Source organism: Sphingomonas yunnanensis (genome assembly GCF_019898765.1).
Taxonomy (GTDB): domain Bacteria; phylum Pseudomonadota; class Alphaproteobacteria; order Sphingomonadales; family Sphingomonadaceae; genus Sphingomonas; species Sphingomonas yunnanensis.
This window is the reverse complement of the sequence record NZ_JAIOKB010000005.1, coordinates 220,080-236,415: the sequence shown is the minus strand read 5'-3', so window position 1 is coordinate 236,415 and position 16,336 is coordinate 220,080. Positions and strand designations below refer to the sequence as shown.

The 16,336-nt window shown below is 71.0% G+C and carries 13 protein-coding genes; 4 read left to right on the top strand and 9 right to left on the bottom strand.

The window, feature by feature from the left end; genetic code table 11:
• Positions 1-11 precede the first annotated feature (11 nt).
• Entirely contained in the window at positions 12-1,442 is a 1,431-nt protein-coding gene (locus K7957_RS15075; RefSeq protein WP_223012805.1) for a M20/M25/M40 family metallo-hydrolase, read from the top strand.
• Positions 1,443-1,454: 12 nt separating this feature from the next.
• Here K7957_RS15075 and K7957_RS15070 read toward each other — a convergent pair whose 3' ends face one another.
• From K7957_RS15070 to K7957_RS15055, 4 genes are all read right to left on the bottom strand, one after another.
• Positions 1,455-2,468: an alpha/beta fold hydrolase gene (locus tag K7957_RS15070; protein WP_223012804.1), complete on the bottom strand. Its 1,014-nt coding sequence runs from the start codon at positions 2,466-2,468 to the stop codon at positions 1,455-1,457.
• Between the two features lie 169 nt (positions 2,469-2,637).
• A complete protein-coding gene (locus tag K7957_RS15065) occupies positions 2,638-2,937 on the bottom strand; it encodes a hypothetical protein (RefSeq protein ID WP_223012803.1) in 300 nt (99 codons plus the stop codon).
• Positions 2,934-4,715 (bottom strand): YbhB/YbcL family Raf kinase inhibitor-like protein, encoded by a 1,782-nt coding sequence (locus K7957_RS15060; protein WP_223012802.1) that lies wholly within the window; start codon positions 4,713-4,715, stop codon positions 2,934-2,936. The genes K7957_RS15065 and K7957_RS15060 overlap by 4 nt, the downstream gene beginning before the upstream one ends.
• A gap of 107 nt (positions 4,716-4,822) precedes the next feature.
• Complete coding sequence (locus K7957_RS15055) at positions 4,823-5,806, bottom strand: SdiA-regulated domain-containing protein (RefSeq protein WP_425517210.1); 984 nt, start codon at positions 5,804-5,806, stop codon at positions 4,823-4,825.
• Between the two features lie 234 nt (positions 5,807-6,040).
• Between K7957_RS15055 and K7957_RS15050 the strand changes: the two genes are divergently transcribed.
• Both K7957_RS15050 and K7957_RS15045 read left to right on the top strand, forming a co-directional pair.
• A complete protein-coding gene (locus K7957_RS15050) occupies positions 6,041-6,421 on the top strand; it encodes a hypothetical protein (protein WP_223012800.1) in 381 nt (126 codons plus the stop codon).
• Between the two features lie 238 nt (positions 6,422-6,659).
• Positions 6,660-7,556 (top strand): Gfo/Idh/MocA family protein, encoded by an 897-nt coding sequence (locus tag K7957_RS15045; RefSeq protein ID WP_223012799.1) that lies wholly within the window; start codon positions 6,660-6,662, stop codon positions 7,554-7,556.
• A 235-nt stretch (positions 7,557-7,791) separates the two neighbouring features.
• Here K7957_RS15045 and K7957_RS15040 read toward each other — a convergent pair whose 3' ends face one another.
• Entirely contained in the window at positions 7,792-8,307 is a 516-nt protein-coding gene (locus K7957_RS15040; RefSeq protein ID WP_223012798.1) for a glycine zipper 2TM domain-containing protein, read from the bottom strand.
• A gap of 159 nt (positions 8,308-8,466) precedes the next feature.
• Complete coding sequence (locus tag K7957_RS15035) at positions 8,467-9,519, bottom strand: glycosyl hydrolase (RefSeq protein WP_223012797.1); 1,053 nt, start codon at positions 9,517-9,519, stop codon at positions 8,467-8,469.
• Between the two features lie 111 nt (positions 9,520-9,630).
• Between K7957_RS15035 and K7957_RS15030 the strand changes: the two genes are divergently transcribed.
• Complete coding sequence (locus K7957_RS15030; protein WP_223012796.1) at positions 9,631-9,795, top strand: DUF2256 domain-containing protein; 165 nt, start codon at positions 9,631-9,633, stop codon at positions 9,793-9,795.
• Between the two features lie 348 nt (positions 9,796-10,143).
• Here the strand turns inward: K7957_RS15030 and K7957_RS15025 are convergent, their stop codons facing one another.
• The 3 genes from K7957_RS15025 to K7957_RS15015 all read right to left on the bottom strand — a co-directional run bounded on the left by K7957_RS15025 (position 10,144) and on the right by K7957_RS15015 (position 16,228).
• A complete protein-coding gene (locus tag K7957_RS15025) occupies positions 10,144-12,231 on the bottom strand; it encodes a catalase (protein WP_223012795.1) in 2,088 nt (695 codons plus the stop codon).
• A gap of 129 nt (positions 12,232-12,360) precedes the next feature.
• Positions 12,361-15,054, bottom strand: a complete 2,694-nt coding sequence (metH, locus tag K7957_RS15020; protein WP_223012794.1) for a methionine synthase — start codon at positions 15,052-15,054, stop codon at positions 12,361-12,363.
• Between the two features lie 127 nt (positions 15,055-15,181).
• On the bottom strand, positions 15,182-16,228 hold the full coding sequence (locus K7957_RS15015) for a homocysteine S-methyltransferase family protein (RefSeq protein ID WP_223012793.1): 1,047 nt from the start codon (positions 16,226-16,228) through the stop codon (positions 15,182-15,184).
• Between the last annotated feature and the right edge of the window lie 108 nt (positions 16,229-16,336).

Genomic DNA, 16,336 nt, shown 5'->3' with positions numbered 1-16,336 from the left:
GAGGAACAATCATGCACCGCCTCGTCACCGCCGCCACCGCGGCCGCCGCTCTGCTTCAACCGCTCGCCGCCGCGGCCCAGGCGCCCGTCGCCGCGGCGCGCCCCGACCGCGCCGCATTCCGCGAGCTGTACCGCGAACTGGTCGAGACCAACACCACCTCATCGGTCGGCGACTGCACCCAGGCGGCGCGCCAGGTCGCGGCGCGGCTGAGCGCGGCGGGCTATGCCGACTCCGATCTCACGGTCTACGTCCCCGAGGGTCGCCCGCGCGACGGCGGCCTGGTCGCCACGCTCGCCGGCGCGGACGCCAAGCGCCCCGCGCTGCTGCTGCTCGCGCATATCGACGTGGTCGAGGCCAAGCGCGAGGACTGGCAGCGCGACCCGTTCCAGCTGATCGAGGAGGACGGCTTCTTCTACGCGCGCGGCGCCAGCGACGACAAGGCGCAGGCGGCGATCTTCGCCGACACGATGATCCGCCTCAAGCAGCGCGGCACCGCGCCCAGGCGCACCGTCAAGCTCGCGCTGACGTGCGGCGAGGAGGGCTCGAACGAGCGCGTGCTCAATGGCGCCGGCTGGCTGGTCGACCATCGCCCCGAGCTGGTCCGCGCCGGCTTCGCCTTCAACGAGGGCGGCGGCGGCCGCACCGCGCCCGGCGGCGGGCCGGAGACGCTCGGCGTCCAGGTCGCGCAGAAGTCGCCGCGCAATTTCATCCTCGAGGTCACCGATCGCGGCGGCCATAGCTCGCAGCCGCGGCCCGACAACGCGATCTATCGCCTCGCCGCCGCGCTGACCCGGCTCAGCACCCTGCGCTTCCCGGTCAGGCTCAACCCGGTGTCGCAGGCCTATCTCGCCAAGGCCGGCGCGCTGCGCGAGGACGCGACCGGCGCGGCCATGGTGCGGCTCGCTGCCACGCCCGGCGATGCCGCCGCGGCCGAGGCGGTGTCGCGCGATCTCGCGCTCGACCCGCTGCTGCGCACCACCTGCGTCGCCACGATGCTGGAGGCCGGGCATGCCGCCAACGCGCTGCCGCAGCGCGCTGCCGCCTCGGTCAACTGCCGCATCGTGCCGGGCGAGACCGCCGACGAGACGCGCGCGGCGATCGAGCGGGTCGTCGCCGACCCGCAGGTGAAGATACTCCGCAGCAAGATCCAGGAGCGCCCGGTGGCCGAGAGCGCGCCGCTCGATCCCGCGATCCTCCGGCCGATCGCGGCGATCGGGGCGAAACACTTCCCCGGCGTGCCGGTGATCCTCACCCAGTCCGCCGGCGCCACCGACGCGACCTATCTCAGCAAGATCGGCGTGCCGACCTACGGCATCCCGGGGCTGTGGAACGATCCCGCTACCGCGGGCACGCACGGGCTCAACGAGCGTATCCCCGCCGACGCGCTGTACCGCGGGCGCGACTATATCTACGATCTCGTCGGCTACGTCGCGCAGCACTGAGCCGCGCGATGCTCACCGCTCGATCGCCGCGCGCAGCGCCGCGAGGAAGGCGTCGGGATCCTCGACCTGGGGCGCGTGGCCGAGCGCGCCCAGCCGCACCAGCCGCGCGCCGGGGATCCGCGCCACCGCCTGCTCCGCCGCCTGCGGCACGGTGCGGACCGCGGCGCGCGCCTCGGGCGGGGCCGAGCCGGCGCGGAAGGCGGTGAGGTCGCGCTGCCCGATCAGCAGCACGGTCGGGACCGCCAGCCGCGGCAGCTCCGCCGCGACGGGCTGGGTCTGGATCATATCGGACAGGCGCGCCTGCGCGTCGCGCACCCGGTCGCCGTCCGCGCCGGCATATTGCCCCGCCAGCATCGCCACCCATCGGTCATAGGCGGGCCGCCAGCTGCCGTGATAATAGTTGCGGAGCTGATAGGCCTTGATCGTCGCCGCGCTGGTCTTCGCCTCCTCGGCGCGCAGCGCGCCCAGGTCTGTGTACGGCACGCCTTCCGCGAGCGTGTCGTTGAGGCCGAGCGGGTTGACCAGCACCAGCCGCTCCACCCGATCGGGATAGAGCAGAGCGAAGCGCGCGGCGAGCACGCCGCCGGTGGAATGGCCGACGAGCACCACCCTCCCCGCGCCCGCCTGCTCCAGCAGCGAGCGGGTCAGCGCCGCCATGGCGTGGAAGCTGTACTGATAGCCCGCCGGCTTGGAGGACTTGCAGAAGCCGATCTGGTCGGGCGCGATCACGCGATAGCCCGCCGCGGCGAGCCGCCGCGCGGTGTCGTACCAGGTCGCGGCGCAGAAGTTCTTGCCGTGGAGCAGCACCACAGTGCGGCCGTTGGGTGCCGCGGCCGGCGGCACGTCGAGATAGGCCATGCGCACGCGCGCGCCCTGCGAGTCTGCGGCGAACCAGTGCACCGGGGCGGGGTAGGCGTAGCGCTCGAGATCGGCGCCGAGCGAGACGTCGCGCGCCGCGGCGCCCGCTGGAAGGAAGGCGAGAGCGGGAGCGAGGCAGAGCGCGGCGGCGAGGCGGAGGCGGGGCATGCCGGGTGAACCGTCGGGCGGTGCGATCTATCCGCGGTTGGCGCCCCCGCGGAGGAGATCGCCGTGCTCCTGCGCACGCAGGAGGCCAGCGCCAGAAGCGTGATCGTTCGCGATCCCGCGCCCCTGCATGCGCGGGAGCACGGTCACGCGCGCGATAAGCCGTCCTCCCTTAGCCCGCGCCCGTCTCACCCAGCAGCGCCGCGGCGATCGCGCGCGCCTCGTCCTCGGTCGGCCCGGCGGCGATCGGGCGCCCGGCGCGGCGGTACCAATAGGCCGCGTTGGCGTCGTCACCCTCGACGCGATGGAGCCAGGCGTGGACCCAGGCACCCGCGGCGCTCGGATCGTCCTGCGCGATCGCGTGCGCCGCCTCCCACTCGCCGCGCGCGCCGTGCCACAGCGCGCGGAGCAGCCCGCCCGCGGCGGGTGACCGATCGTCGCCGAGGAGCGCGCGGGCGGCGGCGTCGGTCATCGCGCCGCCGCCTCGCCGTACCGCCCCACCGTCTCGCCGCGCGCGAGCACGTGACCGGCCGCGGCGGCGAGCAGCTGATCGCGCGTCGCGCCGAGCGGCAGCTCGATCGGTCGGTCGAGTGCGAGCACCTGGAAGTGATAGGCGTGCGGCGTGTCGCCGCGCGGCGGCCGCGGGCCGTACCAGCCGATCGTGCCGCGCGTCGTCGCGCCCTGCATCATGCCTCTGAGCGCCTCGCCGTCGAGGCGGTCGCGCTCCTGCAATCCCGCGGGCAGCGCGTGCGTGCCCGCCGGGACGTTCCACGCGAGCCAGTGCACCACCGGCTTGGCCGAGCCGTCCGGGTCCTCGACCAGGATCGCGTAGCTCGCCGCGCCGGGTACCGCGGTCCAGTGCAGCGCGGGCGAGATGCCGAGGCCATATTCGCTGTGCTCGCGCGGGATCATGCCCTGGTCGGCGAAGGCGTCGGCGCCGACCGCGATCGCCGGGCCGCGCGCCGCGGTCTCGGGCCGCGCCAGCGCGAGCGGCACGTTGGTGCCGCGCGCCGCCTGCTCGCGCATCGGCCCCGCCGGTGGCGCAAGCGGCGCGGCTGGGCCGGCGGCGCCGTCGTAGCTGACGCGGTAGAGGATGCCGTTGGCGTCGTCGGAGAACAGCAGCGAGCCGTCGCGCAGCACCGCCACCCCGCACGGCCGGCCATATTGGCTGGTGCCGTCGCGGCCCATGAAGCCGCTGACGAAGCTCTCCACCCGCGTCGGGCGCCCGGCGGCGTCGAAGCGCACGCGCGCGAGCTCGTAGCCAGAGGCGGGCTTGCGGTTCCAGCTGCCGCGCAGCGCGACGAAGGCGTCCCCGGCGGCGTCCGAGCCGAACCCGCCGCCCGGGTGGAAGGCCCATTGCATCCCCGCCGAGTGCGCGACGTGCATCAGCGTCGGCGCGGTGGAGGCGTCGGCCCAGCGCGCCGCGGTGAGGCCGCCGGGGGGCTCGTCCTGCGGGTTGCGCTGGCCGTCCTCGAACACATAGGGCCAGCCGTAGCGGTGGCCGCGCTCGATCAGGTTGATCTCCTCGCGCTGAAGGTCGTTGCCGAGCCAGTCGATGCCCTGGTCCCAGCCCCACAGCGCCCCGGTGCGCGGGTGCCAGCCGAAGCCGATCGTGTTGCGCAGGCCCGAGGCCCAGACCGAGCGGCGCTTGCCGTCGAGGCTGGCGCGCAGCAGCGTCGCGCTCTCCTGGCTGGTCTCGTCGCAGGCGTTACAGGTGGAGCCGACGCTGATGTACAGCATCTCGTCGGGGCCGACCGCGAGTGTGCGGTTGGGATGCTGCCCGGCGTCGGGCAGGTCGTCGATCAGCGTCTCCACCGCGCCGATGCCGCCGTCGGGGCGCAGCGCCGCGCGGAACACCTCGCGCGCGGTCATGAAATAGAGCTGCCCGGCGTGGATCGTCAGCCCGTGCAGTCCCGGCCGGTTGACGATCACGGTCGGCGGACCGTCGGCGCGGCCGTCGCCGTCGGCGTCGACCAGGCGGATGATGTCGGCCTCGGAGCGGCGGCTGACATAGACCGAGCCGTCGGGCGCGACCGCGAGCATCCGGGCGTTGCCGAGCTCGCTCGCCCACACCGCGACGCGATAGCCGCGCGGGACGCGCAGCGAGGCGGCGAAGTCGGCGCCGGGCGTGCGCGGGGTGAGCTCGTAGAAATGCGCCGCGACCGGGCGTTTGTCATTGTCCTCGGGGCTGCTCTGCGCCGCCGCGCTCAGCGGGAAGAGCAGAGCGTAAGCGAGCAGCGCGGCCTTCATCTTCGTCTCCCGGTGGCGATGATGGCCATAATGCGCCACGCCGCCCGCGGCTCCGCCGACATGTCGGCCGATCGGACCCGGGCAGCGCTCCATCGAGTGGCAGTGGCTCAGGCCAGCGCGACGGAACGACGGCGCCGCAGCGCGCCGCCGACCAGCGCGAAGCCGGCGATCATCATCGCCCAGGTCGCGGGCTCGGGCACCGCGGCGGTATAGCCGAGCTTGACCAGATAGGACTGGTTGGGCCCGTCGCCGTCGTCGCTGACCAGGTAGATGTTGCCGCCGTCGTCGAGCGTCACGCCCTCGAACTTGCCCCCCTCGTCGGCCGGATCGACGAGCGACTTGAACCCCGACAGATCGTAGGAGCTGACCAGCGCACCCGCCTTCGTCACCTCGAGCAGCTGGAACGAGCGGCCGCTGAGCAGCAGCAGATGGTCCCCGAAGGCCGTGCCGGCGAGCGCGCCGTTCGACAGCACCGCGATGTCGGACAGCCGGTTGAGCCCGAGCGGCGCGGGATCGAACAGCGAGCCGACGGTGCCCGTGCGGCCCGCGAAGTCGACGTCGGTGATCTGCCATACCGTCTGCGGCGAGGTTTCCTTGACCCCGTAATAGGTGCCGGTGGCGCGATCATAGGCGATCCCCTCCAGCCCGCTGTTGCCCGCGTCCGGGCCGACGCTCACCGTGGGCGCGTCGGGATAAGCGGTGTAGGTGCGGGTGTCGCCGCTCGCGCCCACGTCGCCGATCAGCGCCATGTCCTGGTAGCGCTCCTCCGCGACCGCGTAGCGCCCGCCGCCGACATAGGTGAGCCCCTCGGGATCGCACTGCGCCGAGCCGAGCGAGAGGCAGCCGTTGAGGATGATCGTGGCGGTCTTGTTGCCGGCGAGGTCATATTCGCCCCACACGCTGCGACCGGCCTTGTCCTCTTCATCGTTGGTGACCATCAGGCGCCGCGTGTCCCAGTCATAGGCGACGGCGCTGGCCTCCTGGGTGTCGATCGGCTTGGCATAGCTGACGGTATAATGGTCGAGCAGACCCGTCGCCGCCGCCGGCGTGGCCCCGAGCACGGTCGCGATCAGTCCCGCGCGCAGCAGCATCGTCGTCTTCATGGCTCTTCCCCGCTTCCGTCGCTCGCGTCCCGTCCCTGCGGCGCCGACCCGTCAGGTCTCGGCGCGCGCGGTGACGGCGTGATGACGAATTCGTTAACCAAGAGGTGCGATCGCGACCGTACCCGACAACTTCGATTGATTTAGTTGTTATACCTGGGTTCTTTTCCTCACCCACGTCGTTGACGGGCGCCGGACTGAGCCGGCGATGAGAAGGATTTCGACATGGCCGTCAAATTCGCCGGGACGATGAACGCGATCAACCGCGGCCTCGAGGGCACCAAGCCTGCCAAGGGCGCGACGATGGTGGAAGACTGGGAGGCCGCGCTGGCCGAGGTGGACACGCCCGGCGCCAAGGGCATCCTCCGCGACCTCGCTGCGCTCCGCAAGCAGCTGGAGAAGGGCGAGCCCGACGCCGACCGCGTCCACGACCTGCTTCACCGCCTCGGCGCCGCGACCACCAAGATCGCGGACAAGGCGGACAAGCAGCAGGACAAGCTCAAGGCCCTGGGCGAGGCGCTGAGCGAGGCGGGCGAGGAGCAGCCCGACGAGGAGGAGGACGCGGAGGCCGCCGCGGCACCGAAGCGCGCGCGCACCAAGAAGTGAGGCTCACGGCGGGCGAGGGCGCGGCCCTCGCCCGCCCGCACCCGCCGGTCGCCGCCTTCGCTTGTGACACCCCAACGCTGATCCATCCAAGCCGACCCGTGCTCCCGCGCATGCGGGAGCCCCGAGCGACGGACCGGGACGTTGGCGGCTCTGGGCTCCGGCCTCCGCCGAAGCACGCTGACGGTTCAGTTAAGGTGGATCAGACTGTAGGGCACGGTCGCTACCGGCGGAGACAATGATGCGCGTGCTGATGGTGGGATTGGGCGACATCGCCCGCAAGGCGTATCTGCCGTTGCTGGCGGCGCGCGGCGACATCGAGCTGCACGTCGCCACGCGCGACCCTGCGGTGCGCGCGCAGGTCGCGCGCGAGCACCGCCTGCCGCACCAACACGCGAGCCTCGACGCGGCGCTCGCCGCGACCCGCTTCGACGCCGCCTTCGTCCACGCCGCCACGCCGGCACACCCCGAGCTGGTCGCCGCATTGCTCGAGCGCGGCGTCGCCACCTTCGTCGACAAGCCGCTCGCCGACACGCTCGCCGCGGCGGAAGCGTTGGTGGAGCGGGCGCAGCGGCGCGACACGCCGCTGGCGCTCGGCTTCAACCGCCGCTTCGCGCCCGACTATGCCGCGCTGCGCGGGCGCGGCACGCTGATCACGCTCGAGAAGCACCGCCATCGCCACCCAGACCGTGCGCGCCGGGTGGTGTTCGACGACTTCATCCACGTGGTCGACACGCTCCACTTCCTGGCGCCCAGCGAGGTGCGGCGGCATGCGATCGAGACCCAGGTGGCGGACGGGCTGCTCCACGCCGTCACGCTGACGCTCGCGGGCGACGGCTTCGGCGCGATCGGCCTGATGCACCGCGACAGCGGGCTCGACGAGGAGCGGCTGGACGTGATCGGCGCGGGCGAGCGCCACACCGTGCTCGACCTCGCCGGGCGGATCGACACGGCGGGAACGCAGCAGCGACACCGGCGCGGTGACTGGACCGCGGTAGGACGCCAGCGCGGGTTCGAGGCGATGTGCGACGACTTCGTCGCCGCCGCGCGCGAGCGCCGCCCGGTCGACGCCGACGCGATCCTGCGGACTCATGCGATGTGCGAGGAGATCGTGCGCCACGCCGAGTCGGCGGGGTGAGCTGGACCGTACTCCCGGAGACGTAGCGCTATCGAGCGGAATGGGTCGCGCGCCACTCTTCAGCTTGCGTCATGGCGGACTTGCTCCGGGATCCACTCTTCCGCCTGACCAACGCCTAAGGGGTTCGCGGCACCGTACATCCCGGACCGAGTCCGGGATGAGGGAAGGCTCAGTCGGGCGGCTAGCAGCGATGGGAGTAGGACAGCGGCGAGCGTCCCGCCGCCGCCCCCGCCTCTCACCGCCGGCAGTAGTCGCCGTTGTCGGCGCGCTCCACCGCGTTGCCCGCGAGCGCGCCCGCGCCGGCGCCGAGCACGGTGCCGAGCGTGCGGTCGCCGCCGCGGTCGATCGTGCGGCCCAGCAGCCCGCCCGCGATCGCGCCGACGATCGAGCCCGTCGTGCCGCTCTGGCAGCGACCCGAGCCATAGCGGTAGCGGCGATCGTCGTAGCGCCCGCGATCGTCGTAGACGCGGCGCTCGTAGCGCTCATAGCCGCGGTCGCGCTCGTCATAGCCATAGGCCGGCTCGCGGTTCCACCCGTCGCGATAGGCCTGGCGATAGGCACGCGCGTGGTCGCGATAGCCGTCGTCGTCGTAGCCGCGCTGGTCATAGCCGCGCTGGTCATAGTCGCGCGGATCGTAGTCGCGCTCATAGACCTCACGCTCGTGGTAGCGCTGCGCCTGCGCCGCGACCGGGGTCAGCGCCGCCACCGCCAGCGCGACCGATCCCATGGCGACCGAGAATTTCCCCAGCATCACTCCAGCTCCTGTCCCTCACCCGCCGCGGCCCGGTGGCCGTGACGAGGATCGTGATAGAAGCCGGCGCTTGAGCGCGGGCTGAATGCGCGCGTTAGCCGCGGTTCAGCCAGGCAGCGCGAGGCTCATCGGCATCCCTGGCCAAGTGACTGGCAAGTATCACTTACCCGCCGCGAGCACGCGATAGGCGCTGGCCACGGCCGGATATTGTCCGTCGCTCAGCTTACCCGAATAGGCGGCGTTCGAGTTCCAGTACGAGGCGTAGACCACCTGGTGCGCGGCGAACCAGGCGAGCGCGAGCGTGACATAGGGCGCGTCCGAGTCGCGGCTGACGCCCCACTCGGCGTAGGCCGTCGGCTTGCCGTGGCGCGCGGCGAAGTCCTGGTGCCAGGCGAGGCCATATCGCTCCGATACCTTGTAGTTGAAGGCGGCGACCGGGTCGGCCGGGTCCCACTCGTGGTTATAGTAGAAGTCCATGCCGATCAGGTCGACGAACTCGTCGCCGGGGTAGCTGTCCTCCGGGTTGGTGCCGAAGTCTCCGACATTGGGGGTCCACTCGAAGCGGAAGCGGTCCGACACCGCGCGGAAGCTGGCGACGAAGCGGCGGTAGGCGGCGCGATACTCGGCCTCCTTGCCCTTGGCCGCCCAGGGCTGCCAGTCGCCGTTGAACTCCCAGCCGGTGCGCACCGCGATGGTCGAGTCGCCGGGGCTGTTCGCGAGCAGCGCCGCTGCTGCGCCGCGCCAGCGTGAGTCATAATCGCCCGCCGCGGCGGCGGCGAGCGTGCCGCCCTCGGCGAACAGCGGGATCGACCAGTAATGCGTGCGCGCGACACCCTTCCAGCGGTCGGCGAGCCAGCCGATCGAGTCGGACCAGTCGGCCCAGCCGTTGCGGCCGCTGAACAGCTGGACGCCGTCGGTGGGCCGGCCGAGCCACGACTCATAAGCGGCGAGATCGGGCACGTCGTTGCCGACATAGACGACCGACTGGAAGTCGGGGGCGGCGGCGGTCGGGGTCGCTACCGGCGTCGGCGTCGGCGTCGGCGTGGGAGCGGGCGTCGGCGTCGGCATCGGAGTCGGCGCGGTGGTGACGACCGGCGCCGCGGAGGGCGCGACCGCCACCGCGCTCACGGCGCTCGTCTGGCCGCTGCCACCGCCGCAGCCGGCGAGCAGGAGCGCCGCGGCGAGCGGCGCGAGGGGACGGATCTGGGTCATGGCGGCGCGCGATCACTCTCGGGAAGCGGTGCGCCGGCTGGTAGAGGAGCGAGGTTGTTATCCGGTTAGCGCCGCCGCGGAGCGCCGCGCGTGTTCGCTTGTTGGTGCCGCATGGCGCATCACAAACCGCATCTGCCCGAGAAGATCTGCGCGAGCTGCCACCGCCCGTTCGCGTGGCGCAAGAAATGGGCGCGTGACTGGGAGCAGGTCCGCTACTGCTCCGACCGCTGCCGCGGGGTGGGAGCGCGCGAGGGTGAGGTGGCGCCGCCCCGCTGACCCGTCACCCGGGCCGAGGCCGCGGTGCAAATGCGAGAGCGAACGTGGGACTCACGAGGGACTGGTTTATCCAAGCCGCCCCGTGCTCCCGCGCATGCGGGAGCCCAGCGCCGCAGGCGGTAGGCTGGTGACCCTGGCCTCCGGCGTTCACCGGAGCACGCCGACCGTTCGAATGAAGTGGATGAGAATGTCAGTCGCTGATGCGCCCCGCGGCCGCCGTGGTCCAGCGGGGACGGCCGGGGTGAGACACACCACCCGCCCCCTTCCTGGGTCCCGGCCTGCGCCAGGTACTGCCTCGAAACGTCCCGGAGCATCGCGACCGCGGAGCACGTCCGAGGCGCCCCTCCTTCACGCCAGCGTGCGCACCTTGGGCTCGCGGTCCCAGTAACGCTGCTTGGCGGCGTCGACGAACAGCTCGAGGTCGGTCACGCCGGCGTCGGGCTCGACGCCCGCCTTGTCGAGCAGTGGCTTCGAGTCCGCATTGTGCCCGATCGCCTTGAGGTGGCCGAAGGCGTCCATCACCCACTGTACCGCGGCGCCCTCCTTGACCAGCTTGGCGCAGGCCTCGGCGGAGAGGATCACCGCGCAGGCGTCGACCGTCACCGAGGGCTGGCCGAACAGCTGCGCGTCCGCGGTCACGGTCGAGCCGTCGGAGAGCGGCACCTTGCCCACCTTGGGCGCGATCGTCAGCGGGTGGCCGCCCGCGCCTTTGACGGCGGCGATCAGCGAGTCATACTCCTCGCGGTCGGTGCCGTCGGCGAAGAAGATGCCGACGGTGCGCCCCTCCAACGTGTGCTTCTCGCGCGGGCCGCGCACGATCCGCAGCGCCGGCGAAGGCTCCATGTCGAGCACCGGTGCGGCGGTCGGCGATGCCTCGGGGAGGTCCATCGCGAGGCCGTCGGCCACGCGCGTCGCCAGATCCTCGTCGACGTTGCGCAGGTTCGCCATCACCGCGACTCGGATGTGCGGCAACGACACCTTCGACAGCTCGAAGACCAGCGCCGAGGCGACGTGCGCCTGCTCGGCGGGATCGAGCGAGCGGAAGAACAGCCGCGCCTGACTGTAATGGTCCGCGAAGCTCTCCGGACGGATGCGCAGCTTCTGGCCCTGCTCCTCGGACGGGAAGGTCTTGTAGCCCTTGTCCGGATCCTCGCGCGCGCCGGCTTGCTCGCCCGCCTTGGCAAGACTGTTCGGCTCGTAGTTCGCGCGCCCCTTGGGCACGGCCATTTGCATGTGACCGTCGCGCTGCTGGTTCATGAACGGGCAGCCCGCCGCCTCGGCGCGACCCTTCGCGGCGTTGATCGGTAGCTGGTGGAAATTGACCGAGCCGAGACGCGACAGCTGCGTATCAGTGTAGCTGAACAGCCGTCCCTGCAGCAGCGGATCGTTGGAGAAGCCGATACCGGGCACGACATGGCTCGGCACGAACGCCGCCTGCTCGGTCTCGGCGAAGAAATTGTCGGGATAGCGATCGAGCACCATCTTCCCGACGATCTTTACCGGCAGCACTTCCTCCGGGATGATCTTCGTCGCGTCGAGCACGTCATACGGCAGACTGTTGGCAAATTCCTCGTCGAACAGCTGCACGCCCAGATCCCATTCCGGATAGTCGCCGCGCTCGATCCGCTCGAACAGGTCGCGGCGCTGGAAGTCGGGATCGGCACCGGCGATCTTCACCGTCTCATCCCAGATCGTCGAGGCCAGGCCGGCGCGCGGCTTCCAGTGGAACTTGACGAAGGTCGACTTTCCCTCCTTGTTGATGAACCGGAAGGTGTGGACGCCGAACCCCTCCATGTTCGCGAAGGTGCGCGGCAGCGTGCGGTCCGACATCGCCCACATGATCATGTGCGTCGATTCGGGCATCAGGCTGATGAAGTCCCAGAAGGTGTCGTGCGCGGTTGCGGCCTGGGGGTAGCCGCGGTCGGCCTCCATCTTGGCGGCGTGGATGAGGTCGGGAAACTTGATCGCGTCCTGGATGAAGAAGACGGGTATATTGTTGCCGACCAGATCCCAATTGCCGTCGCTGGTGTAGAACTTCACCGCGAAGCCGCGCACGTCGCGCGGCGTATCGACCGACCCGGCGCCGCCCGCGACGGTCGAGAAACGCGTGAACACCTCCGTGCGCTGGCCCTTCTTCTGGAACAGGTCGGCGACGGTGATGTCGGCGAGGCTTTCGGTGCATTCGAAATAGCCGTGCGCCGCGCTGCCGCGCGCGTGGACGATCCGCTCCGGGATGCGCTCATGGTCGAAGTGGTTGATCTTCTCGCGGTAGACCTCGTCCTCCAGCAGCACCGGCCCGCGCGCGCCGGCCTTGAGCTGGTTCTGATTGTCGCTGATCGGCATGCCGTGGTTGGTGGTGAGCACGGGATGGTCGGCGTCGGTCGTCTGGTGGGTCTCGCCGCCGTTGCCGGGGGTGCGCAGGGTCGTGTCGGTCATTGGAAAGGCCTCGCTTCAGTGCCCCGGCGACGCGCGCGCGCCAGGGTGCCATAGCGTAGCGGCGGGCGCGCCCGAACGTTCCCGCCGAGAGGGAGCGAGATCAATTAACTGCGGTGAGACGAGCGTGGCTCAATCCAGATTGGGCCGCAGCAGCCGCGTCGCCTGCTTCACGTCGACGCCGAGCCGCTGCGCGTAATCCGCCACCTGGTCCTCGCCGATCCGCGCCACGCCGAAATATTCCGCCTGCGCATGGCCGAAGTAGAAGCCGCTCACCGCCGCGGTCGGCAGCATGGCGTAGCTCTCGGTCAGCTCGAGCGCGACGTTCTTCTCCGCCTCGAGCAGGTCGAACAGGGTGCGCTTGAGGCTGTGCTCGGGGCAGGCCGGATAACCCGGCGCCGGGCGGATGCCGCGATATTGCTCGCGGATCAGCGCCTCGCCGGTGAGCTGCTCGTCGGGCGCATAGCCCCACAGATCGGTGCGGACATGCGCGTGGAGTCGCTCGGCGAACGCCTCCGCCAGCCGGTCCGCCAGCGCCTTGAGCAGGATGTCGTTGTAATCGTCGTGGTCCTGCTTGTAGCGCGCGAGATGCGCGTCGATGCCGTGGATGCCGACCGCGAAGCCGCCGATCCAGTCGCCCTTGGGGTCGACGAAGTCGGCGAGGCACATGTTCGCCCGCCCCTCGCGCTTGGCGATCTGCTGGCGCAGGAACGGCAGCCGCACAGAATGCTCGTTGCGCCGGTCGAGATCGGGGGTGTGCATCCCCGCGGGCACGCTCGCGCCGTCGGGCGAGCGCGTGTCGACGCTGTGGCGATCGTTCACCCACACGTCGTCGTCGTGGCGGTGGCACGGCCACAGCCCGGCGACGCCGCGCGCGGTGAGCCACTTCTCCGCGACGATCCGCTCCAGCATCGCGCGCGCGTCGGCATAGAGCGAGCGAGCGCTCTCCCCCACCACCACGTCGTCGAGGATCGCGGGGAAGTTGCCCGCCAGCTCCCAGGCGCGGAAGAACGGCGTCCAGTCGATATAGTCGACCAGGTCGGCGAGGTCCCAGGCGTCGTAGACATGGACGCCGGGCTGCTTGGCCGGCGGTGCCTTGAGCGCCATGTCGGCGGCGAACCCGCGCCTGCGCGCCTCTTCCAGCGGCAGCAGCGCGTTGGCGCTCTTGCCCTCGCGCGCGTCGCGCACCGCCTGATACTCGGCGGCGACGCCCGCGACGAAGCCTTCCGCCTGCGTGTCGGAGACCAGCGCGGTGGCCACGCCGACCGCGCGGCTGGCGTCGAGCGTGTGGATCACCGGCCCCTTATAGGCCGGCGCGATCCGCAGCGCGGTGTGCACCTTGGAGGTGGTCGCGCCGCCGATCATCAGCGGCATCGTCATGCCGGCGCGCTGCATCTCCTCCGCCACCGTCACCATCTCGTCGAGCGAGGGGGTGATCAGCCCGGAGAGGCCGACGATGTCGGCGTCATGCTCGCGCGCGGCGTCGAGGATCTTCGACCAGGGCACCATCACGCCGAGGTCGATCACCTCGAAGCCGTTGCACTGGAGCACGACGCCGACGATGTTCTTGCCGATGTCGTGGACGTCGCCCTTGACCGTGGCGATCACCATCCGCCCCTTGCCGCGCTGCTCGGCACCGCCCGCGGCCTTCTCCGCCTCGATATAGGGCAGCAGGTGCGCCACCGCCTTCTTCATCACGCGCGCGCTCTTCACCACCTGAGGCAGGAACATCTTGCCCGAGCCGAACAGGTCGCCGACCACGTTCATGCCCTGCATCAGCGGGCCCTCGATCACCTCGATCGGGCGGCCGCCGCGCGTCTCGATCGCGGCGCGCGCTTCCTCGGTGTCGTCGACGACGTGCGCGTCGATCCCCTTCACCAAGGCGTGCTCGAGCCGCTTGACCACGTCCCAGCCGCGCCACTCCTGCGCGGCCTTCTCTGCGACCGCGTCGGTGCCGCGGAAGCGCTCCGCCAGCGCGACCAGCCGGTCGCCCGCCTCGGGGTCGCGGTTGAGGATGACGTCCTCGCAGGCGGTGCGCAGCTCGGGGTCGATCGCGTCATAGACGTCGAGCTGGCCGGCGTTGACGATCGCCATGTCCATGCCCGCGGGGATGGCGTGGTACAGGAACACCGAGTGCATCGCGCGCCGCACCGGCTCGTTGCCGCGGAACGAGAAGCTCAGGTTGGAGAGCCCGCCCGAGATATGGACGTGCGGGCAGCGCGCCTTGATCTCGCGGCACGCCTCGATGAAGTCGACCGCGTAGTTGTTATGCTCCTCGATCCCGGTCGCCACCGCGAACACGTTGGGATCGAAGATGATGTCCTCGGGCGGGAAGCCGATGCCGGTGAGCAGGTCATAGGCGCGCGCGCAGATCTCGACCTTGCGCGCCTGCGTGTCGGCCTGGCCGACCTCGTCGAACGCCATCACCACCACCGCGGCGCCGTAGTTGCGGCAGAGCCGGGCGTGGTGGAGGAACTGGTCCTCGCCCTCCTTCATGCTGATCGAGTTGACGATCGGCTTGCCCGAGACGCACTTGAGCCCGGCCTCGATCACGCTCCACTTCGAGCTGTCGATCATGATCGGCACGCGCGCGATATCGGGCTCGGCGGCGATCAGCTTGAGGAAGGTGGTCATGGCGTGGTGCGCGTCGAGCAGCCCCTCGTCCATGTTGACGTCGACCACCTGCGCGCCGTTCTCGACCTGCTGGCGCGCGACCTCGACCGCGCGGGTGTAGTCGCCCGCCATGATCATCTTCTTGAACGCCGCCGAGCCGGTGACGTTGGTGCGCTCGCCGATATTGACGAAGCGGGTGGCGGAAGCGGTCATGATGTTCTCTCTAGCCCCTCTCCTTCAGGGAGGGGTTGGGGTGGGGCGGTTCCTCGGGCGCGCCGGTCTCGGTGAGACGCCGACGCCCCACCCCGGCCCTCCCCTGAAGGGGAGGGAGCGCCGTGCGTCACGCCGCCATGGTGAACGGCTCCAGCCCGGCGAGCCGCGTCTGCACGGGCGGCGCGGGGATCGCGCGCGGCGCGACGCCGCGGACGCGCTCGGCGATCGCGGCGATATGCGCCGGGGTCGAGCCGCAGCAGCCGCCCAGCACGTTGACCTGCCCAGCCTCGGCCCATTCCGCCACCAGCCCCGCGGTGGTCGCGGGTGCCTCGTCATAGGCGCCGAGCTCGTTGGGCAGCCCGGCGTTGGGGTAGACCATGATCAGCGTGTCGCAGATGCCGCTCAGCGTGCGCACGTGCGGGCGCAGCTGCTCCGCGCCGAACGAGCAGTTGAGCCCGATCGTCAGCGGGCGCGCGTGGCGGATCGCGTGCCAGAAGGCCTCGACCGTGTGCCCCGAGAGGTTGCGTCCGCTCAGATCGGTCAGCGTCATCGACAGCATGATCGGCAGGTCGCGCCCGAGCGCCTCGCCCGCCTCGATCGCCGCCATCACCCCGGCCTTGGCGTTGAGCGTGTCGAACACCGTCTCGATCAGCACGAAGTCGACGCCGCCCTCGACCAGCGCGTCGATCTGCTCGCGGTACACGTCCTTCAGGTAATCGAAGTCGATCTCGCGATAGCCGGGATCGTTGACGTCGGGGCTGAGCGACAGCGTCTTGTTGGTCGGCCCGATCGCGCCGGCGACGAAGCGCGGGCGGCCATCCTTCGCCTGGAACTCGTCGGCGAGGCGGCGCGCCAGTCGCGCGCTCTCGACGTTGATCTCGCGCACCAGACCCTCGGCGCCGTAATCGGCCTGGCTGATGCGATTGGCGGAGAAGGTGTTGGTCTCGGCGATGTCCGCCCCGGCCTCGAAATAGGCGCGGTGGATCGACTCGGGCACCTCGGGCTTGGTCAGCGCGAGGATGTCGTTGTTGCCCTTCTGGTCGTGGCCGAGCGTCAGCGCGCCGGCATAGTCGGCCTCGGAGAGCTTCCAGTTCTGGATCTCGGTGCCGAAGGCGCCGTCGGTGATCAGGATCCGCTTCGCCGCCTCGGCGAGGAAGGTGTCACGTGGGGTCATGGTCTCTTCCAATCCTCCCCGCGTCGCGGGGAGGGGACCGCTCGCCGAAGGCGAGGGGTGGAGGGGGCTCTCCGCGAACGGTGTCGCTGGTGGAGAGCCCCCTCCACC